The organism is Isoptericola sp. NPDC019571 (assembly GCF_044389385.1).
Classification (GTDB): domain Bacteria; phylum Actinomycetota; class Actinomycetes; order Actinomycetales; family Cellulomonadaceae; genus Isoptericola; species Isoptericola nanjingensis.
Window position 1 is genome coordinate 11,664 of the sequence record NZ_JBIRXZ010000004.1, and the last position, 24,204, is coordinate 35,867.

Here is a 24,204-nt window from a genome sequence, read left to right on the forward strand (position 1 = left end):
ACCGTAGGCACGTGGTCGGCTGTTGACATGCGGGCGAGGTCCGGGCATCCTCGTGAAACGACTCAATTTGAAGCGCTTCAAAGTGGAAGTGGGAGAACGATGACGACCTCGACGGCACCGGGAAAGATCCCGGGCAGGACCTGGTACCGCACCACGGTGGCAGGCATGGCGTCGTACCTCGACGCCGGCGCGATCATCACGACGGGCACGGCGCTGGTGCTGTACAAGGAGCCCCTGGGCATCAGCGACGCGCAGTTCGGCCAGTACTCGGCCCTGCTGACGTTCATGATCGCGGCGGGCGCGCTCGTGGGCGGCCGGCTGGCCGACCTGTTCGGCCGCAAACGGGTCTTCCTCACCACGATGGCGGTGTACGTCGCGGGCGCCGCGGTCCTCGTGGCCGCGCCCGGCACCGGGGCGCTCTACGCCGGCGTCGTGCTGCTCGGCCTCGCCGTCGGCGCGGACCTTCCCGCGTCGCTCGCGATGATCGCCGAGGAGGCGCCGCCCGAGCACCGCGGCAAGCTCATCTCGTTCTCCCACATCCTGTGGCTCGTCGGCATCATCGCCGCGCAGCTGTTCGGCATCGTCGTCGGCGGCATGGGCATGACCGGCGGTCGGATCATGTACGGGCAGCTGCTGGTGCTCGCCCTCGTCGTGCTGGTGCTGCGGGCCGGGATGCCGGAGTCGTCGCGCTGGCAGGCGGCGCACGCGGGCACCGCGGGCGCCGGTGCCGAGGCCGTCGACCTCGGCACCCTCAAGCGGCTGCTGCGCGGCCCGTACCTCATGCCGATGGTCGCCGTCGCGCTCTTCTACGCCCTGGTCAACGTGGGCGCGAACACCGGCGGCCAGTTCTCCACGCTCATGTACACGGAGATGGCGGGCTCCACCGTGCGGTTCGCCTCCACGGTCGGGTTCGTCACCTTCGCCATCGCGTTCGCGGCGACCTACGGCCTGATGCGGATCGTGGACGGCGCGCACCGCATGCGCTGGTTCGCCGTCATGGCGGTCTTCTACACGCTGGGCTACCTGGTCCCGGTGGTCTTCGGCGTCGAGGTCTGGACGCTGGTGACCATGGGCGTCGTCGGCTCCATCGCGGGGGCCGTCGCGGGCGAGCCGATGTTCAAGGTGTGGGCGCAGGAGCTCATCCCCACCACCTACCGCAGCACCGCGCAGGGCGTGATGATCGCGTTTACCCGCGTGGTCGCCGCCGTCGTCGCCCTGTGGACGCCCACCCTGCTCGCGGCCAGCCCGAACGTGCTGTTCGTGTTCGTGGCGGCGTGCATCGCCGTGGGTGGCGTGATCGGGTGCTTCTGGATCACCCGGTACCCGCGCGTCGCGGAGGACGAGCCCGCCGCGCCGGCGCCGTCCACCACCGCCGTCCGCACCGACGAAGGAGCCCGATGACCGTCCCCGCCCCCGCACTGCGCGTCGAGCACCACGCACAGCCCGCCCTCGGCGCCGGCGAGGACCGGCCGCGGCTGTCCTGGCACCTCGACGCCGCGCACCCGGCCTACCGGCAGGGGGCGTACGAGGTCGCCTGGCGCACGACGGCGCCCGACGGCACCGTCCTCGAGGACGCGGCCGCCGTCGTCGACGGCGACGCGCAGGTCCTCGTGCCCTGGCCGGGCGCGCCCCTCGCCCCGCGTGCGCGCGCCGAGGTGCGCGTGCGCACCCGGGACGGCGGCGCGGACGGGACCGCGGACGACGGCGGCTGGGGCCCGTGGAGCGAGCCCGCCGTCGTCGAGCGCGGGCTGACCGCGGCCGACTGGACGGCCGACCTGGTCGGCCCCGGGTACGACGAGGGACCGGTCGAGACGCGCCGCGCCCCGCTGCTGCGCCGCGGGTTCGACGTCCCCGGGAACGCGGTGCGGTCCGCGCGCCTGCACCTCACCGCGCACGGCCTGGTCGAGGCGGAGCTCAACGGGCGGCGCGTCGGCGCCGACGTGCTCGTGCCCGGCTGGACCCCCTACGACGACCGCCTGCGCGTCTACGCCTACGACGTCACCGACCTGGTGCGCCCGGGCGCGAACGCGCTCGGCACCTGGCTCGCCGACGGCTGGTTCCGCGGCCGGTACGGCTTCGAGGGCGGTCACCGCAACCTGTACGGCGACCACGTGGGCGTGCTCGCCCAGCTCGAGGTGGTCACCGACGCCGGGACCGTGGTGGTGGGCGGCGACGCCGCGTGGCGCAGTGCCCCCGGCCCGCTCACCCGCGCCTCGCTGTACGACGGCGAGACGTTCGACGCGCGCCTGCTCCCCGCGGGCTGGTCGGAGCCCGGCTTCGACGACGCCGCCTGGTCGCCCGTCGTCGTGCACCCCCTGGACCGGTCCGTGCTCGCGGCCCCCGACGGCCCGCCGGTGCGCTGCACGGGCGAGCTCGCGCCCGTGAGCGTGACGCGCGCGCCGGGCCCGGACGGCGAGGACGGCTGGCTGGTCGACTTCGGGCAGAACCACTCCGGCCGCCCGCGCCTCGTCGTGCCCGCGGCCCCCGCCGGGACCGTGGTGCGCGTGCGGCACGCCGAGGTGCTCCAGGACGGCACGCTCTATACGCGCACCCTGCGCGAGGCGGCCGCCACCGACGAGGTCGTGACGGACGGCACGAGGATCACCTGGGAGCCGCGGTTCACCGTGCACGGGTACCGGTACGCGCACGTCACCGGCTGGCCCGGCGCGGACGCCCCGGCGATCGTCTCCCGCGTGCTGCACAGCGACATGGCCCGCACGGGCTGGTTCGCCAGCAGCGACCCGGCGCTCGACCGGCTGCACGAGAACGTCGTCTGGAGCCTGCGCTCCAACTTCGTCGACATCCCCACCGACTGCCCGCAGCGCGACGAGCGCCTCGGCTGGACCGGCGACATCCAGGCGTTCGGGCCCACCGCCGCGTTCCTCTACGACGTGCACGGGATGCTCGCCGACTGGCTGCGGTCGCTGTCCGCGGAGCAGCGGCGGTTCGACGGCACCGTGCCCGTGTACGTGCCGTGGATCCCCGGCGGCACGTACTGGCAGCCGACGCAGGACATCGCCGGGTGGGGCGACGCCGCGACCCTCGTGCCCGAGGCGCTGCACCGCGACTCCGCCGACGTCGGCCTGCTCGAGCGGCAGTACGCGAGCGCCGTCACCTGGGTCGACAAGGTGGCCGGCCTCGCCGGGCCCGACCGGCTGTGGGACACCGGGATGCAGCTCGGCGACTGGCTCGACCCGACGGCCCCGCCCGAGGACCCGCTGCGCGCGCAGACCGACCCGCACCTCGTGGCCACGGCCTACCTCGCCCGCTCGGCGCGGGCCGTCGCGGACATGGCCCGGACGCTCGGCCGCGACGACGATGACGCCCGCTACGGGGAGCTCGCCGACGAGGTCGCCGCCGCGTACCGCAAGCGCTACGTCGACAGCGGCGACGCGATGCACGACACCCAGACCGCGCACGCGCTGTCGATCGTCTTCGACCTCCTCGACGGCGACGACGCGCGCCGCCGCGCGGGCGAGCGGCTCGCGGCGCTGGTGCGCGACGGCGGGAACACCGTGGGCACCGGGTTCGCCGGCACGCCGCTGGTCGCCGACGCCCTGAGCAGCACCGGGCAGCTCGACGCCGCGTACGCGCTGCTGCTCAGCCACGCGTCGCCGTCGTGGCTGGCGATGGTGGACCTGGGCGCCACGACCATCTGGGAGCGCTGGGACAGCATGCTCACGGACGGCACGGTGAACCCCGGCGAGATGACGTCGTTCAACCACTACGCGCTGGGCTCGGTGGCCGACTGGCTGCACCGGGTGGTCGCCGGCCTCGCGCCGCTCGACCCGGGGTACCGCACCTTCCGCGTCGCCCCGCGCCCCGGCGGCGGGCTGACCCACGCCTCGGCCCGGCACGTCACGCCGTACGGCACCGCCGAGGTCGCGTGGCGCATCGAGGACCGTGCGGACGGAACGGAGCTGGTGGTGCGGTGCGTGGTGCCGGTCGGCACCACCGCCGAGCTGGACGTGCCGGGCGCCGCGCCCGCCGTCGTCGGACACGGGGAGCACGAGGTGCGCGTGCGGCGCGGCTGATCAGGCCCGGGCGCGGCGCTGCCGCGCCCGGCCCACCGCCTTGACCACCTCGACGAGCAGGAAGACGACGACGGCCAGGCCGAGCGTCTTGCCCCACTCCTCGAGGCCGATGGGGGCGGCGTCGAACCAGTCGTGCATGAACGGCGTGTAGACGAACACGCACTGCAGGGCGAGGAGCGCGACGGCCGAGATCCAGATGACGCGGTTGCCGCGCAGGACGTCGAGGGTGAGGCTCGACCGGTCCAGGAACCGGCAGTTGAACAGGTACGCGAGCTGGCCGAGCGCCAGCATCGTCACGGCCGTGGTCTGCGCCTCGGCGAGCGGCGCGCCCTGCGCCCGCTCGGCGTAGAAGACGAGCAGCGTGGCGCCGCCGATGAGCAGGGACACGATGAGGATGCGCCGCACGAACGCGGCGTCGAGGATCGAGGCCTTCGGGTCGCGGGGCGGCCGGGACATCACGTCCGGCTCGGCCTTCTCGTACGCGAGCCCGAGGGACAGCGTGACGGCCGTGATCATGTTGATCCACAGCACCTGCACGGGCGCGAGCGGCAGCACCAGGCCGAACAGCACGGCCACGAGGATGACCAGCGACTGCGCGCCGTTGGTGGGCAGCAGGAAGAGCACGGACTTGCGGATGTTGTCGTAGATCCGCCGCCCCTCCTCCACGGCCCGCTCGATGGTGGCGAAGTTGTCGTCGGCGAGCACCACCTCGGCCGCGTCCTTCGTGGCCTCCGTGCCCTTGATGCCCATCGCGACGCCGACGTCGGCCTGCGTGAGCGCGGGGGCGTCGTTGACGCCGTCGCCCGTCATCGCGACCACCTCGCCGTGCGCCTGCAGCGCCGACACGATGCGGATCTTGTGCTCCGGGCTCGTGCGGGCGTACACGTGCACGTCCTGGACGACGCCGCGCAGCTGCTCGGTGCTCATCGCCTCCAGCTCCGCGCCGGTGAGGACGGCGGGGCCCGTGCCGTCCGGGCCGACCTCGTCGTGGACGATGCCCATCTCGCGGCCGATCGCCACGGCGGTGCCGGCGTGGTCGCCGGTGATCATCGTGACGGCGATGCCGGCGTCGCGGCACTGGGCGATGGCGTCGATCGCCTCGGGTCGCGGCGGGTCGACGATGCCGACCAGGCCGCACAGCTCGAGGCCGGTGAGCGAGTCGGCGAGCTCCCCGGCCGGCGCTCCGCGACGGGCCGCCGCGAGCACCCGCAGCCCCCGGCCGCCGATCTCGTCGATCTGCGCCTCCCAGAACGCGCGGTCGATCGGCTGCGCCGTGCCGTCCGGCGCGGTCTGCGTGGTGCACCGGTCGAGCACCCGGTCGGGCGCGCCCTTGAGGTGCACGACCTCCGCGCCGTCGGGCGCCCGGTCGAGGGTCGCCATGTACTTGTTCTCGGACTCGAACGGCACCAGGTCCCGCCGCGACCAGCCCGTCGTCTCGAAGCCGGCCTTCATGCCGAGGCTGCGCAGCGCGCCCTCCGTCGGCTCGCCGACCAGCCGCCAGTCCTCGCCCTGCCCGCCGGGCTCCCCCGGCACCACGCGCGCGTCGTTGCACAGCATCATCGCGGCGACGACGGCGGTGAGGTCCCGGTCGTCGACGAGGTCGGCGTGCCGCGACCCCTCGCCCGCGAGCGTGAGCTCGCCGACGGGTGCGTAGCCCGCGCCCGCGACGTCGAACGACCGGCCGGCGGTGCGCACCGTCCGCGCCGTCATCTCGTTCTTGGTCAGCGTGCCCGTCTTGTCCGAGCAGATCGTCGTGACGGAGCCGAGCGTCTCGACGGCGGGCAGCTTGCGCGTGATGGCGCGGCGGCGCGCCATCTGCTGCACGCCGAGCGCCAGGGTGATCGTCACCAGGGCGGGCAGCCCCTCGGGGACGGCGGCGACGGCGAACCCGATGGACGCCGAGACCAGCTCCGGCACGGAGAAGTCGTGCACCACGCGCCCGACGACGACCATCACCACGGCCATGCCGAGGATGAGCACCGCGAGCAGCTTGCCGAACCGGTCGAGCTGCTTGGTCAGCGGCGTCTCCAGGCTCGTGACCTCGGAGATCATCGTCTGGATGCGGCCGATCTCGGTGCGCTCGCCGGTGGCGGTGACCACCCCGACGCCCTGGCCCGCGGCCACGAGCGTGCCGGAGAACAGCATGCTGGTGCGGTCGCCCACCCCGGCGTCGGGGTCCACGGGGTCGACCCGCTTGCTCGCCGCGACCGACTCCCCCGTGAGCGCCGACTCCTCGACGCGCAGGTTGGTGGCCTGCAGCAGGCGCACGTCGGCGGGCACCCGGTCGCCGGAGCGCACGCGCACCACGTCTCCCGGCACGACGTCGTCGGCGTCGATCTTGGCCCACGCGCCGTCGCGGCGGGCCTCGGCGTGCACGGACAGCATCTGCCGGATGCCGTTCAGCGCGCTCTCGGCGCGCCCCTCCTGGATGAAGCCGATCGCCGCGTTCACCACCGCGACCAGCAGGATCACGGTGAAGTCGACCCAGTCGCCGAGGATCGCCTTGAGCACCGCGGAGACCAGCAGGATGTAGATGAGCACGTCGTCGAAGTGCACGAGGACCCGCTTCCACAGCGGGTCCTTCTCCGGCGGCGGCAGCCGGTTGGGACCGACCTCCGCGAGCCGCGCCGTCGCGTCGGCGGCGCTCAGCCCGCCGTCGTCCGTGCGGAGCGCCGCGAGCACCTCGGCGGGCGGTCGTGACCAGGGGCTCGCGTCCGTGGCGACGTCCTGCGCAGATCCCATGCCGCCCATTCGACCGCGGTTCGTCCCATGCCGCGCGGCGGGTCAGCGACCTGTGTCGTACGGCACCAGCTCGAACACCGGGTGCCGGTCCGCCTCGGCGACGAAGGCCTCCACCGGGGAGTCGACGGTGGCCGCGAAGTACGGCCGGGAGGGCCGGGACCGGCGCACGTACTGCCGCAGCACCGGCCCGGCCTCCTGGGCCGACGCTGCCCGTACCACGAAGACGTACCGCGAGAACCCCCGGCGCAGCAGCACGCGCGGGTCGGCGCGCACGTTGTGCACCCAGGAGACGACGCCGTAGGGGGCCACCAGCCAGCGGCGCCCGCCGAGGGTGACGAGGGTCGCGGGGTTCGTGCGGGGCAGCCCGGAGCGCCGGCCCCGGGTGGTCAGCAGGAAGGTGTCCGGGACGAGCCCGAGCCGGACGAGCACGCCGATCACCGCGTCGCCCACGTCGCGGGACCGGCTGCGCCGGAACGTCCGCGGCTCGTGCGGGCCGTCGGTCATGCCGGGCTCCCTCCCCCGAACTCCTGCGCCCGCAGCCAGGCGAGGTGGGTGTGCACCAGCGGCAGCACGGACGCGCCCTCGCCGCTGGCCGACGCGACGCGCTTCATCGAGCCGGCCCGCACGTCGCCGACGGCGAACACGCCGCGCAGCGTCGTCTCCAGGCTGGCGGGCGGACGCCCGTCCACCCAGCGCTCCTGCGGCACGTCGCGGCCGGTGAGGACGAAGCCGTGGTCGTCGCGCGCGACGCCGTCGGGCAGCCAGCCGCAGTCCGGCTCCGCGCCGAGCAGGCAGAACAGGCCGTCGGCGTGCGTCTTCGTCCGCTCGCCGGTGTCCAGGTCCTCGGTGATCAGCCACTGCAGGCGCCCGTCCCCGCCGCCGTCCGTGATCACCGTGCGCGGGCGGACGGCGATGGTGGGCGTCGCCGCGATCTCGCGCACCAGGTAGTCCGACATCGTCTCGGCGATGCTCCCCCGCCGCACGAGGATCGTCACCGAGCCGGCGAACTTCGCCAGGTGCACGGCGGCCTGGCCGGCGGAGTTGCCGCCGCCCACCACGACGACGTCGCGGTCCGTCATCTCGCGCGCCATCGAGCTCGCGGCGCCGTAGTGGACGCCGGTGCCGACGTGCTCGTCGACGCCCGGCACGCCGAGCCGGCGGTAGGAGACGCCGGTCGCGAGCACGACGGTGCGCGCGCACAGCTGTGCGCCCTCGACGTGCACGTGGTGGTGCTCCGGCTCGTCCGCCGGGCCGGGCTCGATGCGCGCCACCGGGCGCCCGGTGTAGAAGCGGGCGCCGAACCGCCCCGCCTGGATGCGTGAGCGCAGCGCCAGCCGCATCCCCGAGATGCCGCGCGGGAACCCGAGGTAGTTGCGGATCATCGAGCTCGACCCGGCCTGGCCGCCGATCGCGTCGCGCTCCAGCACCACCGTCGACAGCCCCTCGGACGCCGCGTACACGGCGGCCGCCAGCCCGGCCGGCCCCGCCCCGACCACGGCGACGTCGGCGATCTCGCCCGGCGGGATGGAGTCGTAGCCGCCGTACATAGCCTCCGCCACGGCCGACGCCGTCGCGCCCGACAGCACCCGCCCGGCGAACGTGCGCACCACGGGCAGGACGGCGCCCGGGCCCGCCGCCAGGAGGATGTCGCGGGCGTCTGCGGCGTCGGGTGCGAGCACGCGGTTCGGGACGCCGAGCCGTTCGAGCAGGTCGCGGACGGCGGCCGCGTCGCGGTCGCCGGGGGGCGCGACGATCTCCGTGGACGTCACGGTGGGGCGGGCCACCGACCAGCCCCACTCCGACAGCAGCTCGACCAGGGCGGTGTGGAACTCCTCGTCGCGGGCGCCGCGCGGGATGCCGACGAACGTGTCCATGTCGCGGCGCAGCAGCGCGGCCCGCATCTCGTCCAGGGCGTCGGCGTACTCGTCGCCGGAGATCAGCGCCACCCGTCGCGCCGTCGAGACGACCGCCGGCACCTGGTGCAGTAGCTCGACCCCTGCGGCGTCCGGCAGCCGCCGCTCCGCCGCGATCATCGCGACCGGCTCCCGCGCGGCCACCAGGTCGCGCAGCCGCTCCAGCGCCGCGTCGGCGGTCCCGACGAGCTCGACCCGGTAGTCCCGGTCGTACCGGGCGCGGAACTCCTGCTCCACCTCGGACGCGTGCGCGTCGGCGACGAGCAGGATCACGGGACGCGCTTCCGGACGCTCGGGCATGCGGTCAGGGTAGGCGGCACCGCAACCCTGAGCAGATCTTGAGGCGATCTTGTCCTGCCGCGGAGGTCGCCCCGAGGTCCGCAGCGCAGGATCGAGTCCGTTCAGCCCCTGATCACCTCCCGGAGCACCATGTCCGTCTCGTCGACCGGTCCCCTCGGGGCCGCCGCGCGCACCTCCCCCTGGGCGCGCGGGCGGGTCCCGCGGCCGGCGAGACGCGTGGTGCTCCGGGAGGAACACCCCGGCGAGCCCCGATGACGCCCGCCCTGCCCCCGGGCACGGCGGCCGCGTGGCAGTCTCTCGTCGACGACCTCGACGGCGACCGGGCCGCGGTCGCCGGCTTTGCGGGCTCCTGGGCCGGCCTCCTGCCGCACCGCACCGGCGCGCTCCTGGGAGCCCTCGCGCGGACCGACGCCGACGGCGCCCGCGACGTGCTCCTGACGCTCGCCTGCACGGCGGACATGCTCGGGATGGACCGGCTCGCGGACGCCGCGTCGCAGGGGCTCGACGCCCTCGAGGAGGACGGGGTGGCCGGCGCACAGCGGCACACCGACCGGATCACCGACGAGGCCCGGACCGCCGCGGTCGTCGTCGCGAGCGCCCTCGCTCAGGAGGGGTGGTCGAACCTGTAGCCCACACCGCGCACCGTGCGGATCCAGCGGGGCGACGCCGCGTCGTCGCGGAGCTTGCGGCGCAGGTTGGTCACGTGCACCTCCACGCTGCGCCGGTCCTGGTCCGTGACCAGGGTGCCGGTGTCGTACTCGCCGGCCCACAGCACCCGGACCAGGTCGTCCTTGGGGATCGCGCGCCCCGGGGCGCCCGCGAGCGCGGCGAGGAGGTCGAACTCGCTGCGCGTGAGGTGCACCTCCGCGCCGTCGACGTCGACGGTGCGCGCCGCCACGTTCACGACGAGCCCGTCGAAGGACGGGACGGCGGTCGCCGGGGCCGCCGGCGGCGCTTCCCGGCGAGGACGGCGGAGCATCGCCTCGATCCTGGCCCGCAGCTCCCGGGGGCGGAACGGTTTGGTCTGGTAGTCGTCGGCGCCGGCGTCCAGCCCCATGAGCGCGTCGATCTCGTCCGTGCGGGCCGTCAGCATCACGACGTACGTGTCGGACACCGCGCGGATCCGGCGGCACACCTCGAAGCCGTCGATGTCGGGGAGCCCCACGTCGAGGGTCGTGACGAGCGGGTCGAAGCTGCGCACCAGCTCCACGCCCTCGCGGCCCGACGCCGCGGTGCGCGTGACGAAACCCGCCTGCGTCAGCACCGCGTGGAGCAGGTCGCGGACGTCAGGGTCGTCCTCCACGACGACGGCGGTGCGCTCGTAGGCGTCGCCGCTCGAGGGGGCGTCGCCGCTCGAGGGGCGGGGTCCGGCCAGCATGACGACACGCTAGCGGGACGTCGTCCAGGACGCAGCGCACGTGACACGTCCCTAGACTCGCCGAGGGCGGCGTCCGGAGCCGCCGGCGAGGGAGTGATCATGACGAGCACGTGCACGCACCTGGACCGGATCGTCCCCGTCGCGCCCGAGGCGCTCGGCACGTGCCCCGAGTGCGTGGCCGCCGGCGGCACCTGGGTGCACCTGCGGGCCTGCCTGGAGTGCGGCCACGTCGGGTGCTGCGACTCGTCGCCGGCGAAGCACGCGACGGCGCACTTCCACGCCACCGACCACCCGGTGATGCGATCCCTCGAGCCCGGCGAGCACTGGGGCTACTGCTTCCCGGAGGAGCTCCTCATCTCGGGCCGAGACATGCCCGCGACCGCCTGACCCGGGTGCCGCGTCCGACCTGCTGGCCTGTTCCCGGACCGCCGTCGGGCGCACAGCCTTGCCTTGGAGCGCGCTCACACTTCTACCGTGGCGGTCATGACGAGACACCCCTCGTGAACGCGGGCGTCCGCGGTCAGGAAGCCGCCGCGGCGGACCGGAGGACGTGGTCGACGAGCGTCCGCAGCTCGTCGGTGGTCTGCAGCTCGCCCTGGTGGAGCAGCAGCCGGTAGTACACGGGCCCGTACAGCAGCTCGATCACCAGGTCGAGGTCGGCGTCGGCGCGAAGCTGGCCGGCGTCACGGGCCACGGCCAGACGCTGCCTGGCGTCCTCGACGCGCGGGCGGTACAGGTCGTCGACGAGGCCCCGGGCGAGCTGCGGGTCGTGCTGCGTGTCGGCGATCAGGCCGACCAGTGCCCGGCCGAACCGGCGGTCGGCCAACAGCCCGCGCAGCAGACCCTCCATCTGCTCGACGAGGTCGGCCCGCAGGTCGTCGGTGTGCGGGAAGTCGGCCGACGGGTTCGCCGCGTCGTCCAGCGCCTCGAGGACGACCGCGCCCTTGGAGGGCCACCAGCGGTAGATGGTCTTCTTGCTGACGCCCGCGCGCGCGGCGATCGCCTCGACCGTCACCGCGCCGTACCCGTGCTCCCCGCACAGGTCCAGGCTCGCGTCCAGGATGGCGCGTCGGCTCGCCTCGCTCCGAGGCCGGTGGGGGGCGGCAGGTGAGGCGCTCGGATCGGGCATGACACCGATCTTAAAGGAAACGGTACGGAGCGTATTGACACCCCCCACGCGTCCGAGCACACTTCTCAAGACGAAACGCATCGTGTCGTTTCTTCCTCGACGCCTTTCGACCTTCAGGAGCTCATCGTGACGAGTCAGCGCCCACGGCCCGCCGTGCCGCTCCGGCCAGAAACGCTCCCGCGATCGGCGCCGGCCGCCGTCGGGGTGTCGTCGCGGGCCGTGCTCGCCCTGCTCGACCGGCTCGCCGGCGACTCGGTCGAGTGCCACTCGCTCATGATCGTGCGGCGCGGCCACGTGGTGGCCGAGGGGTGGTGGGCGCCCTTCACGGCGGAGCGACCGCACCTGCTGTACTCGCTCACCAAGTCGTTCACGGCCATCGCGGTCGGGCTCGCCATCGAGGACGGGCTGCTCTCGCTCGACGACCGGATCGTGGACGTCCTGCCCGACCACGTCCCGGACGACGTCTCCGACCAGGGACGTCGCCTCACGGTGCACCACCTTCTGTCCATGACGACCGGTCACGACACGGACAGCCTCGCCGAAGCGTGGGAGCTGGAGCCCCGCGACCTGACCCGGGGCTTCCTGCGCGTGCCCTTCCCCCACCGCGAGGGCACCCGGCACGCCTACGACAACGCCACGACCTACGTGCTCGCTCGCATGGTCGAGCGCGCGACCGGGAGCGGCCTGCCCGAGCTGCTCGCCGAGCGCCTCTTCACGCCCATGGGCATCACCGACGCCGAGTGGGACCGCGTCGGCGACGGTGCCGCGTTCGGGTTCCACGGCCTGCACCTGACGACCGAGGCCGTGGCCGCCTTCGGCGAGCTGCTGCTCCGCCGCGGCCGCTGGGGCGACCGCCGGCTCGTCCCGCCCTCGTGGGTCGAGGTCGCGACGGGGCGCCGCGTCGCGACGCACCAGGTCGACGGCTGGTCGGACAACCCCGACACGCGGTGCGGGTACGGGTACCAGTTCTGGATGTCACGCCACGGCTATCGCGGCGAGGGCTCGTTCGGCCAGCTGTGCGCGGTCGTTCCCTCGCACGATCTCGTCGTCGTCGCGACGAGCGCGCTCAGCGGAGGCGGCGAGACGCTCCTGGAGCCGATCTGGGAGTGCCTGCTGCCCGGGCTGGACCGCCCCGACGACGCCGCGGACGACGCGCAGCTCGCCGACCGCCTGCGAGGCCTGGCGCTCGCCCGCCCGAGCGGCACGCTCGGACCCCGGCACCCGACCGGCGCGCGGGTCGTGGCGTCCGCCGCCGACCCGGCCCTGCCCGAGGGGACCCCGGTGACCGTCGACCCCGCCGAGCGCGGGTGGCTCGTGCGGTTCACAGCCTCCCCCGGCGTCCAGGTCGATATCGAGGTCGGCCACGACGACTGGCGGGAGAGCGAGCCGCTCGGCCGCCCCGTGGTGGCGGCCGGCGCGTGGCAGGGGGACGTCTTCGTCGCCGACCTGTACGTCATCACCACTCCGCACCGCCTGCGGACGGTGGTCGACACCCGCACCGGCGCCGCGTCCGTGACGTGGAACGTCGTGCCGCTGACGGGCCCCGACCTCCTCCGCCATCTCCAGTCCCCGCTGATGACCCGGCCCGACGTGGCCTAGCGACCCCTTCACCACCACCGTAAGGAGCTCCCTCATGACCCACCAGGACCTTGCCCGGCGCGGACCTCAGGACGACACCGCGCACGACCGCCCCGAACTGCGCCGAGCGCTCCAGGACGTCGTCGACTCCGGCTTCACCGGTATCCAGCTCCGCGTCGACGACTCCCGCGGCACCTGGAACGGTGCCGCGGGCTCGAGCGTGCTCGGCGAGCCCGGCGCGCCGTCGACCGACGGACACATCCGCATCGGCTCCAACACCAAGACCTTCGTCGCGGCCACGGTCCTGCAGCTCGTCGCCGAGGGTGCGGTCGATCTCGACCGCGCGGCAGCCGACTACCTGCCATCCCTGCCCGTCGATCCCCGGATCACCGTGCGGATGCTGCTGCAGCACACCAGCGGGATCTTCAACTTCACCGGCGAGATCTACGGTCCCGACGCCGCCGTCGAAGGCGGGGTGCCCTGGAACGGGCTGACGATGGTGCGCGGCATCCCCTGGCAGGGCAAGGAGTGGGTCGACGCGCGGTTCCGGCACTACCCGACCGAGGAGCTCGCCCGCCTGGCGCTCTCCCGCCCGGCCCGGTTCGAGCCGGGCACCGACTGGAGCTACTCCAACTCCAACTACGCGCTGGCCCGGCTGATCGTCGAGGGGGTGACCGGACGCTCGCTCGCCGACGAGATGGACCGCCTGGTGCTGTCCCCCCTGGGGCTCACGCAGACCTCGGTGCCCGACACGTCGACGTTGCCCGCACCCCACGCCCACGCGTACTACCGGTACGAGGAGGACGGCCAGGAGACGACGGTCGACGTCACGGCCCAGGACCCGTCCTGGATCTCGAGCGGCGGCGACATGGTCTCCACCACCCGCGACCTCCACCTGTTCGTCTCCGGTCTGACGGGCGGCCGCCTCCTGCCCGCTCCTCTGCTCGCCGAGATGCTCGCGCCGCACCCACCCGCCGGGTACGGGCTCGGGGTCTTCGTCCAGGACACCGCTCACGGCACCCTCATCACGCACAACGGAGGCATGGGCGGCCACGGCGCGCTCATGTACTCCACCCCCGACGGCAGCACCACCCTCACCGCGGGGATCAACTACGTGGACGACGCCGACCAGTCCCTCGGCGCTGCTTTCCAGAGCGCGCTGCAGCGACTCGTCGACGTCGTCTTCGGCGGCCGGGAGACGGCACCGGGACCGACGGCCCCGAGGTGACCCCGGCCGGGCGGACCGCCCGGCGCCTCACGCCCCTCGCGGCGCCGGGGCGGGGCTCACCAGGTCGCGCGTGATCGCCGCGACGTCGCGCGCGCCGACGAGCGCCATGGTGAGGTCCAGCTCCGCGAGCACGTTGCGGATCACCTCCTCGACGCCGTCCTGCCCGGCCACGGCGTACCCGTAGAGGTACGGCCGCCCGAGCAGGACGGCGTCGGCCCCCAGGGCGAGGGCGACCAGCACGTCGGCCCCGGTCCGCACCCCGCTGTCGAGCAGCACCGTGGGGCCGGGCCCGACGGCGTCGCGCACGGCGACGAGGGCGTCGAGCGACGCGACGGCGTTGTCCACCTGCCGCCCCCCGTGGTTGGAGACCACGATCCCGTCGACGCCGAGGTCGAGGGCCCGGCGCGCGTCGTCGGGGTGCAGGATCCCCTTGAGCACGACCGGCAGCCGGGTGCGGTCGCGCAGGGTGGCCAGGTGCTCCCACGACAGGCCCGGGTTGGAGTACACGTCGAGGAACGTCTCGACGGCCGCGCGCGGCTCGGGCGAGCGCAGGTTGTCGCGGAACCGCCCGGGGTAGGCGCGCGTCATCGCGAGGAGCGAGCGCACCGCGCCGGCGGTGACCTGCACGGCGTCGCGCGCCCCGGACGCCGCGGCCCGCGCGACCCGCTCGCGGACCAGCTCGCCGAAGCGCGGGTCGCTCGTGTACTGCGCGATCCCGAGGCCGCGGGCGAACGGCAGCGAGCCGAGGTCGAGATCTTGCGGGCGCCAGCCCAGCACCGTCGTGTCGAGCGTGACGACGAGCGCCCCCGCGCCCGCGGCCTCGGCCCGGGCGATCAGCGAGTCGACGAGGTCCTCGTCGGTGCTCCAGTAGAGCTGGAACCAGCGGGCCGCGGCGCCCATCTCGGCCGCGCAGGCCTCCATGGGATGGCACGCCTGGTTGGACAGCACGAACGGGACGCCGGTCGCGGCGGCCGCGCGCGCGACGGCGAGGTCGGCGTCGGCGCCCAGGAGGGCCGCCGCGCCCACGGGCGCGAGGAGCAGCGGGCTCGCGTGCCGGGTGCCGAACAGCTCGACCGACGGGTCGCGCTCGACGGCGCCGGCCGCCATGCGCGGCACGACCGCCCACCGGTCGAACGCCTCCCGGTTGCGCCGCATCGTGCGTCCCTCGCCCGCGCCGCCGGCGACGTACGCCCAGGCCCGCGCGCTGCTGGCGCGGCGGGCGGCCCGCTCGAGGCCCGCGGCGCTGGTCGGGACCCGGGGGCGCCGGCCCAGCACGCCCGCGCGGTAGATCGCAGACTGCCGGGCCAGCCCCGCCCCGGGCGCGCTCATCCCACGGGGCGCACGCGCAGGATCTCGGTGCGCGCGATCGCGCGGTCGCGCACGTCGAGCCGCGCCTCACGGTCGGGGTCGGCCATGAACGCCGCGAGCGCCTCCTCGTCGGGCATCTCGATGAGCTGCACCTCGGTGGGCTGGACGGCGCCGTGCGCCGCGTCGTCGGTGTGCGCCACGTTCGTCACGCGGTGCAGCACCCGTCCGCCGTGCCGTGGCACCAGCGCCAGCACCTCGGTCTCGTAGTCCGCCAGCGCCGGGGCCTCGCCGTCGGCCGCCCACAGCAGCACGCACAGGGTGATCGCCATCGTCCACCTTCTCTCTCGTCGTCCGCCGATCCTGTCAGTCCCGGGCGGTCCGCGCGGGCGACCCGCCGGTCGTCGCGCCGGTCGTCCCGCCGCGGAGCGGGTGCCCCACGGGCGCCCACCCGCCGGCCACGTGGTGCACGCCCGGGCCGACCGTGCGCCCCGGCTCGTCGAGCGGGAGGTCCAGGTGGGCGGTGACCCCCGGCGGCACCTCGAGGTCGAGCTCGAACCGCCCGGCCGCCAGCCGCCACGAGACCTCGACCGGCCCGTACGGGCTGTCCAGCCGGGCGGACGCCCGGTCGAGCTGGCCGGTCACCAGCGGGCGCACCAGCACCTCGCGGTAGCCGGGTGCCGCCGGCGCCAGACCGGCGACCGAGCGGTGCAGCCAGTCGGCGACCGCCCCGTACGCGTAGTGGTTGAACGACGTCATCTCGCTGGGGTGGATCGAGCCGTCGGGCAGCAGCGAGTCCCATCGCTCCCAGACCGTCGTGGCGCCCATGCCCACCGGGTAGAGCCAGGACGGACGGGTGCGGGTCAGCAGCATCGCGTGCGCCAGCTCGGGGTGGCCGGCGTCGCACAGGGCGTCCAGGATCAGCGGGGTGCCGAGGAACCCCGTGCTCACGTGGAAGTCCGCCTCGCGCACCAGCGCCACCAGCCGGTCCTCCGCGCGGCGGCGCTGAGCGTCGGTGTCGAGCAGGCCCCAGACGATCGCCAGCGCGTAGACGGTCTGGCAGTCGCTGCGCACCGTCCTGTCGGCCGCGACGTACGCGCCGCGGAACGCGGCCGCGACGTCGGCCGAGAGCCGTGCGTACCGCCGGGCGTCCGCCTCGTGCCCGAGCACCTCGGCCGCGCGGGCCAGCAGGTGGGCGCTGCGCGCCAGGTAGGCCGTCGCGACGACCGCGGGGTCGGCCTTCACCGCCGCCGAGTCGTCCGGCGGCGCGTCCGGGTCCAGCCAGTCGCCGAACTGGAAGCCGGTGTCCCACAGCAGGGTGTCGCCCGCCAGGGCGCGGGCCCGGTCCACCCAGGCCCGCATCGAGTCGTACTGACGCTCCAGGACGCCGACGTCGCCGTAGCGCTCGTACAGGGTCCACGGCACGTGCACCGCCGCGTCCGCCCAGCCGGCGGCCGGCGTGTGCTCCCCGCCGTCCGGCCCGGGTCCGCGCAGCTCGCGCACGACGTCGGGCACCACGTACGGGACGCCCCCGTCGGGACGCTGCTCCGCCGCGAGGTCCTGCAGCCACGAGCCGAGGAACCCGCCCACGTCGAACAGGAAGCTCGCCGTCGGGGCGAACACCTGGATGTCGCCCGTCCACCCGAGCCGCTCGTCCCGCTGCGGACAGTCTGTGGGTACGTCGAGGAAGTTGCCGCGCATGCCCCACACGACGTTCTCGTGCAGCCGGTTCACGTCCGGCTCCGAGCACTCGAACCACCCCGTGCGGCGCAGGTCGGAGCTCACCACCACGGCCTGGGCGTCGCCGGCACGGACCTCGGCCCCCGTCACCTCCGCGTAGCGGAACCCGTGGAACGTGTACGCGGGCTCCAGCACCTGGGTGCCGCCGGCGAGGACATAGGTGTCCGTCGCCTTCGCCGCGCGCAGCGGCCGCACGCCCAGCTCGCCGTCCTCGAGCACCTCCGCGTGCCGCACCGTGACGGTGTCCCCGCGCTCCCCCGCCACGCGCAGGCGCACCCATCCGACGACGTTCTGGCCGAAGTCGACGATCTGCCTGCCGGTCGGCGACGTGCGGACCTCCCGTGCGGGGACGGTCGCGACCTCGCGCACCGGCGGTCCCGTCGGCGCGACCAGCCGCGCGATGTCGGTCGCGGTGTCGGCGTCGAGCACGTCGACGGGGCCGTCCGCGACGGCGTCCGGGGCGAGCGGCAGCCGCAGGTCGGTCGTCTGGCCGTCGTACAGGTCGTCGGCGAGGACCCCCGTCGTCCCGGCACGCCAGGCCTCGTCGGTGACCACCGTCTGACGGCGACCGTCCTCGAGCGTGATCTCCAGCTGGGCGAGCAGCGCCAGCCGGTCGCCGTAGGAGTCGCGCTGGTGGGTCCACGTGAGCTGCCCCCGGTACCAGCCGTTGCCGAGGCCCACCACGAGGCGGTCCGCCCCGGGCGCGCGCAGGTGCTCGGTGACGTCGAAGGTCCGGTAGCGCAGGCGCGCGTCGTACGCCGTCCACCCCGGGTCGAGGAGGTGGTCGCCCACGCGGCGGCCGCCGATCCACGCGTCGTAGACCCCGTGCGCGGTGACGTACAGGCGGGCGGACGCCACCGGGCCGCCGAGATCCAGGTCGCGGGCGAGCACCACGGCGCTGCCGTCCAGCCCTCCGACGTGCCGGGGGCTGACGAACCGCGCCTCGACGTCCTCCGGCCTCAGCAGCCCGGCCTCGATCGCGAGGCGCTCGCTCCAGGGCGACCACCCGTCGTCGGACTCGATCCGCACCTGGACCTCGACCCGCTCGCGCGAGCGCAGGTCGCGGAACGGCCAGGGCACGAGCACCTGCTCGGGCCCCGTCTCCCGCCGCTCCGCCGCGGCGCCGTCGGCGGTGCGCAGCCGCACCTCGTACGCGCGCTGCACCCCGCCCCCGGTCCGCGTCCAGGACAGCCGGGGGGCGGCGGAGCCGATCCCCACCTCCGGGGCGCCGTACTCGGCCACGAGCCGTTCGATGCGCATCGTCGCGCCTCCTCGCGGGACGGACCCGCCGTCGGGATCTTCGAGCGTCCTGGACGCGGGGTGCCCCACAATGGACCAGGAGCGGAGATCGTATTCATTCGACTGTTCATACGGTCCGAGGACGGGAGCGAGCTTGACCGAGGCGCTGTACGCCCAGGTGCACGAGGCGCTGCGGGCACGCATCGTCGGCGGCGACCTCGCCGTCGGGGATCGGCTGCCGGCGCAGGCGGAGCTGGTCGAGGAGTTCTCGGTCAGCGCGATCACGATCAAGCGCGCGCTGGACATGCTGCGGGACGAGGGCTTCGTGACCCGGCGTCCGCGCATCGGCACGATCGTCGTCTCCACGACGCCCGCCGGCGGCGCGCGCCCGGACGGGGGGAGCCGCCTGCCGCTGGTCGGCTACGTCGTGCCGGGGTTCGACGACGCCTTCGGGTCGCACCTGCTCGGAGGGCTCCTCGACGCGTCCAGCGAGCGGGCGCACGTCGTGGTGGGGATGTCGCGCGGCGACTCCGAGCTGGAGGAGCGCCTCATCGAGGAGCAGCTCGACCGCGGCCTCGACGGGCTGGTGCTGCTGCCCACGTCGTCGCAGGCCATCCCGCAGAGCGTCGCGGCGCTCGTCGGCCGCGGCTTCCCCCTCGTCATCGTCGACCGCACCCTGACGGGCGTGCCCGTCAGCACCGTGACGTCCGACAACGTCACCGGCGGACGGCTGGCGGCGGAGTACCTCTTCGAGCTCGGGCACACCCGGATCGCGCTGGTCCAGTCCCCCAACGCCGTGTCGACCCTCGACGAGCGGCGGCGCGGGGTGGTGGCCGCGCACGCCGCGCACCAGGTACGCCTCGAGGAGTCCCAGGTGTACTCCGGCGTCCGGTCCGTGGTGCCGGGCTCGGACGTCACGCCCGAGGACGACGTCGACGGCCTGGTCGGGTTCCTCGAGGCCCACCCCGACCTCACCGCGTGCGTGGTCACGGAGTACCACTCCGCGCGCCTCGTGCTGCAGGCCGCGCAGCGGCTGCGCCGTGCCGTGCCGGGCGACCTCTCCGTGATCTGCTTCGACGCCCCGCCGGAGTACGTGGACGCCGCGGTCCCCCTCACCCACGTGGAGCAGGACCAGCACGCGCTCGGGGCGCGCGCCTTCGAGCTGCTCGAGCGGCAGCTCGCCGAGCGGGGCGACGTCTCGCAGGACACCGTGCCCGTACGGATCCTCGCGGGCGGGTCGACGGGACCGGCCCCGGCCCGGTAGCGCGCGGCCCGGCCCGGGCCGCGCGCTGCCCGTCATCCCCGCGCCGCCCGGACCTCGAGCGCCATCACGGCGCTCAGCAGGGTCGAGTACCCCACCTGCGTCGGTGCCGGCCGGGTCCAGTCGTCCCCCGGCCGCAGCACCACGCCCGCGTGCCGCAGGCTCTCGACCGCGGCCATCGGCGCACCGTCCGCCGGGCGCGCGCCGCCGTACGGCACCAGGCCGTGCTCCCACAGGGCGTCGGTGCTGGTGCGCACCAGGTCCTCGACCGCGGGGACGGACCGCTCCTCGAGCAGCAGCGCCGCGTACCGGTACCAGACGCCCTTGAACAGGCCGACGTCGCCGCCCGCCGTGTCGGGCACGTCGTCGTCGACCAGGTCTCCCTCGCGCCGGAAGACGCCGCCCGTGGCGAGCTCGCGCACCGACGTGAGGGCCGTCCGCTCGGCGGCGTCCAGCCAGCCGGGGTCCCCCGTGCACCTGTACAGCTCGACGCAGGCCCCGATGTACAAGCCCTGGTTGTAGGTGAAGCGCCAGTGCGTGTCGACGTCCGTGCCGCCCTCGCGGCCGAGCCCGTCCTCGACGAACCCGTCCGGCCCGACCAGGTGCTCCTCGAGCCATGCCACCGTGCGCAGCGCACGGTCGAGGTAGGCGCCGTCGCCGGTGCGCCGCGCCAGCCGCGCGCCGAGGATCGCCAGGGGGCCGTTGGCCGGGGTGTTCTTGTAGTCGGGCTGCTGCTTGCGCCACGACAACGACGGCCCGTGGACGTCGTTCCACCCGAGCGACACCACGTGCTCCCACAGCGCGACGACGTCCGCCTCGAGGGCCGCGCGCTCGCCGTCGTCCGGCGTCGCCTCGGCCAGCCGCAGCAGGGCGAGGGCGTACCAGAGCATGTCGTCGAAGTAGTCGTTGAACAGGCTGCCGCCGTTGCGCTCGCGGATGTTCGCCGCGGTCGCCCGCGCCGCGTCGAGGCACGTGCCGTCGCCGGTCCGGGCGAAGGCGTCGAGCCGGCAGTCGACGACGTGCGCCAGCCACCAGTAGTTGAACGTGGCGTCGGCGGGCTCGGGGTGCCCGTTGTGCAGCAGCTGCGGCGTGGCGGCCCCGTAGAGCAGGTCGATGCTGTGCTGCGCGACGTCGGCGCGCCCCGTCCAGGTCAGCGCGCGCGCGGCGTCGTCGGTCGTGGTCGTCATCGGTTGGCCTCCAGGATGCGGTCGCCCTGCGCGGCGGCGTCGGCGAGGGCGGCGGGGCCGTCCAGGGATCCCGACATCACCTCCTGCAGGGCGGGGATGAGGGCGAGGGTCTCGACGTCCGAGTACCCGGGGACGGGCGGGCGGACGGAGGCGACCTCGATGGTCTCGACCATCGGGGCGAAGCGGTCGTCGACCGTGCCCACCGCGCGTCGCGACGCCTCGACGTTCGCCGGGATGTTCTTGCTGATCTCGGCGAACGCGAGGCTGTTCTCCTGGTCCGCCGCCCACCACTTCATGAGCTCCCACGCACCCTCGGGGCAGGGGGCGTCGGCGGGGACGACGAGGCCGAAGCCGCCCATGGAGGCGCCGGAGTCGCCCCGCGGCCCCACGACGGCCGGGACGACGCCGTACTCGAGGCCGTCGACGGCGTCCCAGGTGGGGAGGTTCCAGGGCCCGTCGTACTTGATCGACACCGCACCCTGGGCGAAGGCGTCGATGCCGTCGGAGAAGCCCAGCTCGTACACCCGCCGCTCGTGCAGCAGCTCGTCCCAGAAGTCGAGGACCTCGAGGCCCTGCGGGGAGTCGAAGGCCGTGTAGCGCTCCGTCGGGTCGAGGAGCTCGCCGCCCGCCTGCTTGAGCCACATGCTGAACAGCCCGACGTCCTGGATCTCGAAGCCCGCCCGCGTGAGCCGCCCGCCCTCGCGGACCGTCAGCGCCTCGGCGGCGTCGGCCAGCTCCGCCCACGTCGTCGGCGGGCGGATGCCGGCCTCGTCGAGGTGCGCCTTGTTGTAGAAGAGCGCCCGCGTGTCGACGATGAGCGGCAGGCCGAAGGTCTCGTCGCCGACGCTCATCTCCCGCACCGACTCCGCGTAGAAGGACCCCAGGTCCACGCCGTCGCGCGCCGCCCAGGAGTCGATCGCCTGCAGCGCACCGCGGCGGCCGTACTTGGCCGTCTGCCACCGGTCCCACAGCACCAGGTCGGGCACGTTGCCCGACGCGATGCCGGTGAGCATCTTCTCCTCGAGCACGCCCTGCGGCACGTATCGGAACTCGTACTCGGACTGCGCCGCGTTGAACGCGTCGAGCTGCGTCGTGATCTGCGCGGCCTGGTCGCCCGCCCAGCTGCCCCACATGGTCAGGCGACGGGCGCCCGCGTCCGTGTAGCGGGGCTGGTTCGGCGCGGCGCAGGAGGACAGGACGGCGGCGCCGGCGCCCAGGCCGAGCGCCCGCAGGATCGCGCGGCGGCTAACGGGCGTTGACATGGGAGACCCCCTCGATGATGTAGCGCTGGGCGAAGACGAACAGCAGCAGCACCGGCAGGCTGGTGATCACGGTCCCGGCCATGAGCGGGCCGTAGTCGGTGGCGTAGTCGGTGACGAACGACGCCAGCCCCACCTGCACCGTCCACATCTCCTGGACGTTGAGGACGATCAGCGGCCACATGAAGGAGTTCCAGCCCGCCTGGAACGTGAGGATCGCGAGCACGGCCGCGCCCGCCTTCGCGAGCGGCAGGTATACCTGCGCGAAGATCCGGAACTCGGACGCGCCGTCGATCCGCGCGGCCTCGCCCAGCTCGTCCGGGACGGAGGAGAAGAACTGCCGCATGAAGAACACGGCGAACGCCCCGGCGGCCCCGGGCAGGATGATCGCCCACCAGGTGTTGAGCAGGCCGACGCCGCCCTGCCCGACGACGTTGTTGCCGCCGGCGAACGGGATGGCGCGCAGCACGAGGAACGAGGGCACCATCGTCACGATGCCGGGCACCATGAGCGACCCCAGCAGGGTGACGAAGAGCGCCCGCTTGCCGCGGAACTTCAGCTTGGCGAACGCGTACCCGGCGAGGGAGCCGAAGAACAGGTTCAGCACGACGCCGGCGACGGCGAGCAGCATGGAGTTGGCGAAGTAGCGGCCGAACGGCACCTCCGTGAGCACGCGGTCGTAGTTCTCGAGCGTGACGGTGCGCGGGATCAGGTCCAGCGCACCGGACAGGATGTCGCCGGCCGGCTTGAGCGACGTGACCAGCGTCCAGAACAGGGGGAAGACGGTGAGGACCGCCACCGCGACGACGGCGATCCACCAGGCGACGGCGCCCACGCGCTGCGCCGGGGTCCGGTGCTTGGTGTGCAGCACGGCCGGCCGGGAGGCCCCGCCGGCAAGGGTGGCGGTGGCCGCGACGGACAGGCCGGGTGCGGTCTGCGCGCTCATGTGTTGTCCCTCCCCGTGACGCGGGCGTTGATGACCGCGAAGATCGCGATGATCGCGAAGAGCACGAACGAGATCGCCGACGCGTAGCCCATCTCGAGGTTCCCGAAGCCCTGCGTGTAGATGTAGTAGACGAGCGTGATCGTCGAGTTGCCCGGGCCACCCTTGGTGAGCACGTAGGCCTGGTCGAACACCTGGAACGCGCCGATCACCAGGAGGGTCGAGACGAGGAACGTGGTGCGCGACAGGCTCGGCATGACGACGTAGCGCAGCTGCTGCCACCAGCCCGCCCCGTCGATGCGGGCGGCCTCGTAGAGCTGCGGCGGGATCCCCTGCAGGCCGCCGAGGTAGATCATCATGTTGGTGCCGAAGCCGGCCCAGACGCTCATGATGACGATCGCCGGCATGGCCCAGTTCGAGTCGTACAGCCAGGCCGGGCCGTCGATGCCGAACCAGCCGAGCGCGACGTTGACCATGCCGAACTGAGGGTTGAGCAGCCACAGCCAGATCGTCGCGGTCGCCACGGTCGACGAGACCACGGGAACGTAGAAGAAGGTGCGGAAGAGCGTCGAGACCCGCACGTTGCGGTGCAGCAGCAGTGCCGTCGCCAGCGCGACCACGATCCCGAGCGGCACGAACAGCACCGTGTAGTACGCGGTGTTCCGCAGGGCGATGAAGAAGTACGGGTCGAGGAAGAGCCGGCGGTAGTTGTCGAGACCTACCCAGCCCGAGTCGCCGATGACCGAATAGCTCGTGAAGCTCATGACGAGCGCCATGCCCGCCGGGATGACCACGAAGATCGCGAACAGGGCGATCGGGAGGGCCACGAAGAGCCACGCCCACCTCTCCTGGATCCTCCACTGCCGTGAGGGTCTGCGTGGTGCCTGGGCCGGGGGTGCGGACTCCGCAGCCCTGCCCGGCGGCGCCGTCGCCGCCGTCGTCACCGTCATGGTTCAGATCGCCTCCTT

Annotated in this window: 19 protein-coding genes; 7 read left to right on the forward strand and 12 right to left on the reverse strand. The window is 74.1% G+C overall.

What is annotated here, in order from left to right; translation table 11 throughout:
- The first annotated feature begins 99 nt into the window (after positions 1-99).
- Together ACH443_RS08235 and ACH443_RS08240 are read left to right on the forward strand one after the other, a co-directional pair.
- A complete protein-coding gene (locus tag ACH443_RS08235; RefSeq protein WP_430590014.1) occupies positions 100-1,401 on the forward strand; it encodes an MFS transporter in 1,302 nt (433 codons plus the stop codon).
- Positions 1,398-4,034: a glycoside hydrolase family 78 protein gene (locus tag ACH443_RS08240; protein ID WP_430590015.1), complete on the forward strand. Its 2,637-nt coding sequence runs from the start codon at positions 1,398-1,400 to the stop codon at positions 4,032-4,034. Before ACH443_RS08235 ends, ACH443_RS08240 begins: the two co-directional genes overlap by 4 nt.
- Here the strand turns inward: ACH443_RS08240 and ACH443_RS08245 are convergent, their stop codons facing one another.
- The 3 genes from ACH443_RS08245 to ACH443_RS08255 are packed head-to-tail and all read right to left on the reverse strand — an operon-like array spanning position 4,035 to position 8,989.
- On the reverse strand, positions 4,035-6,776 hold the full coding sequence (locus ACH443_RS08245; protein WP_430590016.1) for a cation-translocating P-type ATPase: 2,742 nt from the start codon (positions 6,774-6,776) through the stop codon (positions 4,035-4,037).
- A gap of 42 nt (positions 6,777-6,818) precedes the next feature.
- Complete coding sequence (locus ACH443_RS08250) at positions 6,819-7,280, reverse strand: nitroreductase family deazaflavin-dependent oxidoreductase (RefSeq protein WP_430590017.1); 462 nt, start codon at positions 7,278-7,280, stop codon at positions 6,819-6,821.
- Positions 7,277-8,989, reverse strand: a complete 1,713-nt coding sequence (locus ACH443_RS08255) for an FAD-dependent oxidoreductase (RefSeq protein WP_430555536.1) — start codon at positions 8,987-8,989, stop codon at positions 7,277-7,279. Before ACH443_RS08255 ends, ACH443_RS08250 begins: the two co-directional genes overlap by 4 nt.
- A gap of 251 nt (positions 8,990-9,240) precedes the next feature.
- On the opposite strand from ACH443_RS08255, the gene ACH443_RS08260 reads away from it, so the two are divergent.
- Positions 9,241-9,618: a hypothetical protein gene (locus tag ACH443_RS08260; RefSeq protein ID WP_430590018.1), complete on the forward strand. Its 378-nt coding sequence runs from the start codon at positions 9,241-9,243 to the stop codon at positions 9,616-9,618.
- On the opposite strand, the gene ACH443_RS08265 is transcribed toward ACH443_RS08260, so the two are convergent.
- Complete coding sequence (locus tag ACH443_RS08265) at positions 9,594-10,367, reverse strand: response regulator transcription factor (protein WP_429762940.1); 774 nt, start codon at positions 10,365-10,367, stop codon at positions 9,594-9,596. The two genes, ACH443_RS08260 and ACH443_RS08265, sit on opposite strands and share 25 nt — an antisense overlap.
- A 99-nt stretch (positions 10,368-10,466) precedes the next feature.
- On the opposite strand from ACH443_RS08265, the gene ACH443_RS08270 reads away from it, so the two are divergent.
- A complete protein-coding gene (locus ACH443_RS08270; RefSeq protein WP_429762938.1) occupies positions 10,467-10,754 on the forward strand; it encodes a UBP-type zinc finger domain-containing protein in 288 nt (95 codons plus the stop codon).
- 133 nt (positions 10,755-10,887) lie between these two features.
- On the opposite strand, the gene ACH443_RS08275 is transcribed toward ACH443_RS08270, so the two are convergent.
- Positions 10,888-11,496, reverse strand: coding sequence for a TetR/AcrR family transcriptional regulator (locus tag ACH443_RS08275; RefSeq protein ID WP_429762937.1), 609 nt, complete (start codon positions 11,494-11,496; stop codon positions 10,888-10,890).
- Between the two features lie 126 nt (positions 11,497-11,622).
- Between ACH443_RS08275 and ACH443_RS08280 the strand changes: the two genes are divergently transcribed.
- Together ACH443_RS08280 and ACH443_RS08285 are read left to right on the forward strand one after the other, a co-directional pair.
- On the forward strand, positions 11,623-13,095 hold the full coding sequence (locus ACH443_RS08280; protein ID WP_430555538.1) for a serine hydrolase domain-containing protein: 1,473 nt from the start codon (positions 11,623-11,625) through the stop codon (positions 13,093-13,095).
- Between the two features lie 34 nt (positions 13,096-13,129).
- Positions 13,130-14,302 carry a serine hydrolase domain-containing protein gene (locus ACH443_RS08285; RefSeq protein ID WP_430555539.1) on the forward strand — a complete coding sequence of 391 codons (1,173 nt, stop codon included), beginning with the start codon at positions 13,130-13,132 and terminating at the stop codon, positions 14,300-14,302.
- Between the two features lie 27 nt (positions 14,303-14,329).
- Here ACH443_RS08285 and ACH443_RS08290 read toward each other — a convergent pair whose 3' ends face one another.
- From ACH443_RS08290 to ACH443_RS08300, 3 genes are read right to left on the reverse strand one after another with little or no spacing between them, the layout of a single operon-like run.
- The gene (locus ACH443_RS08290; protein ID WP_430555540.1) at positions 14,330-15,631 is read right to left on the reverse strand and encodes an alpha-hydroxy-acid oxidizing protein; all 1,302 of its coding nucleotides are present in this window, start codon (positions 15,629-15,631) and stop codon (positions 14,330-14,332) included.
- Positions 15,628-15,939, reverse strand: a complete 312-nt coding sequence (locus tag ACH443_RS08295) for a DUF1330 domain-containing protein (RefSeq protein WP_430544727.1) — start codon at positions 15,937-15,939, stop codon at positions 15,628-15,630. Before ACH443_RS08295 ends, ACH443_RS08290 begins: the two co-directional genes overlap by 4 nt.
- A gap of 34 nt (positions 15,940-15,973) precedes the next feature.
- Positions 15,974-18,607, reverse strand: coding sequence for a family 78 glycoside hydrolase catalytic domain (locus ACH443_RS08300; protein ID WP_430590019.1), 2,634 nt, complete (start codon positions 18,605-18,607; stop codon positions 15,974-15,976).
- 133 nt (positions 18,608-18,740) lie between these two features.
- On the opposite strand from ACH443_RS08300, the gene ACH443_RS08305 reads away from it, so the two are divergent.
- Positions 18,741-19,850 (forward strand): GntR family transcriptional regulator, encoded by a 1,110-nt coding sequence (locus tag ACH443_RS08305; RefSeq protein ID WP_430590020.1) that lies wholly within the window; start codon positions 18,741-18,743, stop codon positions 19,848-19,850.
- A 32-nt stretch (positions 19,851-19,882) separates the two neighbouring features.
- Here ACH443_RS08305 and ACH443_RS08310 read toward each other — a convergent pair whose 3' ends face one another.
- Genes ACH443_RS08310 through ACH443_RS08325 form a run of 4 tightly spaced genes read right to left on the reverse strand, consistent with a single transcriptional unit; the run spans position 19,883 to position 24,063 of the window.
- On the reverse strand, positions 19,883-21,034 hold the full coding sequence (locus tag ACH443_RS08310) for a glycoside hydrolase family 76 protein (protein ID WP_430590021.1): 1,152 nt from the start codon (positions 21,032-21,034) through the stop codon (positions 19,883-19,885).
- Positions 21,031-22,296 carry an ABC transporter substrate-binding protein gene (locus ACH443_RS08315; RefSeq protein WP_430590022.1) on the reverse strand — a complete coding sequence of 422 codons (1,266 nt, stop codon included), beginning with the start codon at positions 22,294-22,296 and terminating at the stop codon, positions 21,031-21,033. Before ACH443_RS08315 ends, ACH443_RS08310 begins: the two co-directional genes overlap by 4 nt.
- The gene (locus ACH443_RS08320; protein ID WP_430590023.1) at positions 22,280-23,239 is read right to left on the reverse strand and encodes a carbohydrate ABC transporter permease; all 960 of its coding nucleotides are present in this window, start codon (positions 23,237-23,239) and stop codon (positions 22,280-22,282) included. Before ACH443_RS08320 ends, ACH443_RS08315 begins: the two co-directional genes overlap by 17 nt.
- Positions 23,236-24,063: a carbohydrate ABC transporter permease gene (locus ACH443_RS08325; protein WP_429762927.1), complete on the reverse strand. Its 828-nt coding sequence runs from the start codon at positions 24,061-24,063 to the stop codon at positions 23,236-23,238. Before ACH443_RS08325 ends, ACH443_RS08320 begins: the two co-directional genes overlap by 4 nt.
- Positions 24,064-24,204: the final 141 nt, after the last annotated feature.

Coding starts and splice junctions, on each gene's coding strand:
- ACH443_RS08235 (WP_430590014.1), top strand. CDS start 100: ATGACGACCTCGACGGCACCGGGAAAGATCCCGGGCAGGACCTGGTAC.
- ACH443_RS08240 (WP_430590015.1), top strand. CDS start 1,398: ATGACCGTCCCCGCCCCCGCACTGCGCGTCGAGCACCACGCACAGCCC.
- ACH443_RS08245 (WP_430590016.1), bottom strand. CDS start 6,776: ATGGGATCTGCGCAGGACGTCGCCACGGACGCGAGCCCCTGGTCACGA.
- ACH443_RS08250 (WP_430590017.1), bottom strand. CDS start 7,280: ATGACCGACGGCCCGCACGAGCCGCGGACGTTCCGGCGCAGCCGGTCC.
- ACH443_RS08255 (WP_430555536.1), bottom strand. CDS start 8,989: ATGCCCGAGCGTCCGGAAGCGCGTCCCGTGATCCTGCTCGTCGCCGAC.
- ACH443_RS08260 (WP_430590018.1), top strand. CDS start 9,241: ATGACGCCCGCCCTGCCCCCGGGCACGGCGGCCGCGTGGCAGTCTCTC.
- ACH443_RS08265 (WP_429762940.1), bottom strand. CDS start 10,367: ATGCTGGCCGGACCCCGCCCCTCGAGCGGCGACGCCCCCTCGAGCGGC.
- ACH443_RS08270 (WP_429762938.1), top strand. CDS start 10,467: ATGACGAGCACGTGCACGCACCTGGACCGGATCGTCCCCGTCGCGCCC.
- ACH443_RS08275 (WP_429762937.1), bottom strand. CDS start 11,496: ATGCCCGATCCGAGCGCCTCACCTGCCGCCCCCCACCGGCCTCGGAGC.
- ACH443_RS08285 (WP_430555539.1), top strand. CDS start 13,130: ATGACCCACCAGGACCTTGCCCGGCGCGGACCTCAGGACGACACCGCG.
- ACH443_RS08290 (WP_430555540.1), bottom strand. CDS start 15,631: ATGAGCGCGCCCGGGGCGGGGCTGGCCCGGCAGTCTGCGATCTACCGC.
- ACH443_RS08295 (WP_430544727.1), bottom strand. CDS start 15,939: ATGGCGATCACCCTGTGCGTGCTGCTGTGGGCGGCCGACGGCGAGGCC.
- ACH443_RS08300 (WP_430590019.1), bottom strand. CDS start 18,607: ATGCGCATCGAACGGCTCGTGGCCGAGTACGGCGCCCCGGAGGTGGGG.
- ACH443_RS08310 (WP_430590021.1), bottom strand. CDS start 21,034: ATGACGACCACGACCGACGACGCCGCGCGCGCGCTGACCTGGACGGGG.
- ACH443_RS08315 (WP_430590022.1), bottom strand. CDS start 22,296: ATGTCAACGCCCGTTAGCCGCCGCGCGATCCTGCGGGCGCTCGGCCTG.
- ACH443_RS08320 (WP_430590023.1), bottom strand. CDS start 23,239: ATGAGCGCGCAGACCGCACCCGGCCTGTCCGTCGCGGCCACCGCCACC.